Raw genomic sequence first — 2,055 nt, 5'->3', positions numbered from 1 at the left:
GTTTATCGCGGCCCGTTTTCGGTGGGGGGGGGTTTCTAATATTAAAACCCCCCGGGGGGGGCGGGGGGCGTCACGATCACCCCCCCCCCCCCCCCACGACCCCGATTCTTTACCCCGAAGGGGTGACACAAGATAGCCCAGGGCAAGGAGCGAAGCGACGCCGCCCTGGGTGTGTGGTCGAAAGGAAGCAAGCCCTGAAAGGGCGAAACAGGTGAGGCTGTTTCGCCCTTTCAGGGCTTGGGCGTTGGGTGGCGACGGACCCAGGGCGGCGTCGCTTCGCTCCTTGCCCTGGGCTGACATGTCCGGCCCTTTCAGGGCCAAGAACCGTCGCGGGCGAACCGTCACGCCCGCTATCGCGACGGCTGCTCGTACTTCAGCGGGTCCAGTTCCATCGTCGAACCCTGCACCTCGATTGGGAAGCCGAGGCCGCCGTCGCGGCCCTTGTGGTAGCCGGTCTCGTGCCGGTAGACGATCCGGAACTTCCCCTGCGGCGCGTGCTTGATCTCGAACTTGCCGTCCGCGTCCGTCAGGGCGAAGTACGGGTGGTCGAACGCCATGAAGCTCCCCGCCATCCACCGGTGGATGCTGCACGCGAACGTGTTCGGATGGCGGTGCGCCGCCAGCGGCCCGGTCGCGTGCGCCTGGCCGGACGGCATGGTGACGTTGAACGCCGCGTGCGACGCGCCGTCGAACTTCACGTTGTGCGGGATCGGCGAGCTGTTCTTGAACTTCATCGTGTCCCCGGCCCGGACGGCCAGCATCCGCGGGATGAACTGGCAGCACGGCTGATCCACCTCGTGCTCCACCGCCTTCGGCTTTAACAGGTCCGGGTGGACCTGCCCGTCCTTGAACTTCGCCTCCCGGTCGTCGTCGTCCGGCCGCAGGTAGACCCAGACGTTCTTCAACCCGCCGGTCTTCTTGTTGACGATCACCTCGTCCGCCTCCAGCGGCCCCTTCGACAGGCAGTGCTCCTTGTCGCTGTTCACCTCGACCTTCGCCTTCGGCGGGTCGCCCGGCCACACGACGCGGCCGGTGATCGTCGTCCACTTCGCGACGACGGCCGGGGCCGCGATCGGCTCCTTCGGCTTCTCCTCGCCGTTCGACACGGCCACCCCGACGGCGACGGCCGCGGCCGCCAGGAACCCGCCGACCTTCCAGTACCCCGAACCCATGCGTAGGCCCTCGTTCACGAGTGGTAAAAGGTGAGGGCCGATGATCGCACCCGCGCGGACCGCGACGGCTTCCGCCGTCGCCGCCGCCGCCAGCGAGACAGGGACGGTAGCCAGGAACGCGGTGCTGCCCAGGGTGACGCCGCGGGCCGTCAGCCGGTTTCTCAGCAACTCCCGCCCGGCGGCGAGCCGCCGGCGGACGGTGCTGAGCGACCAGCCGAGCAGCTCCGCCGCCTCGTCCTGGGTGCGGCCTTGCAGGTGGACCGCGAGCACCGGCGACCGGTACTTGTCCGGCAGCCGGTCGAGTTCCTCGTCGATCGCGCCGACCAAATCCGCCGCGTCGGATGACGCTTCCGCGCGGTCCGTTGTTGGGACCACCGGGTCGGCCTGCCGCCGCTTCGCCGCCTTGACCGCGACGCGGCGGGCGACGACGTACAGCCAGTTCGCCAGCGACTCGCGGACACTCACGCCGGCCGCCTTCCTCGCGAGCACGAGGAAGACGGCCTGGAACGCGTCCTCGGCCAGCTGGGAATCGCGGATCGTCCGCCGGCAGACGCCGAGGACGAGCGGCCCGTGCCGCGCGACGATGGCGGAGAACGCCGAATCGTCGCCGGTGGCGGCGAACCGGGCGAGCAACATGCGGTCGGAGTCCGCGGCCGTGGACGGCCGCCGGAGCTTCGCGAGCAGTGCCTGGACGGACGCCATGACCGGTCCCGTGGGGTGTCGATGCCCTCATCATGATAAAGCCGCGGGCGGGCCGGAACTGTTCAGAAAAATGCTCCGCGCGGCGGGCGGCGGCGGGTATTCTGGTGGCGGCACGCCGCTCTTGGCTTTGTTCCCTCCCCCCTTGGGGGGGAGGGCTAGGGAGGGGGGTGAGCGCGTCCCG

At 69.5% G+C, this 2,055-nt stretch carries 1 protein-coding gene; it reads right to left on the bottom strand.

All coding sequences use genetic code 11. The features are described 5' to 3' along the window. Positions 1–350: 350 nt before the first annotated feature. Positions 351–1,874 carry a sigma-70 family RNA polymerase sigma factor gene (locus tag AC5JJ2_RS05450; RefSeq protein ID WP_495856953.1) on the bottom strand — a complete coding sequence of 508 codons (1,524 nt, stop codon included), beginning with the start codon at positions 1,872–1,874 and terminating at the stop codon, positions 351–353. Positions 1,875–2,055: the final 181 nt, after the last annotated feature.

Source organism: Limnoglobus sp., from assembly GCF_059499385.1.
The sequence above is the reverse complement of the archived record's forward strand: the minus strand, read 5'-3'. Positions and strand labels throughout refer to the sequence as shown.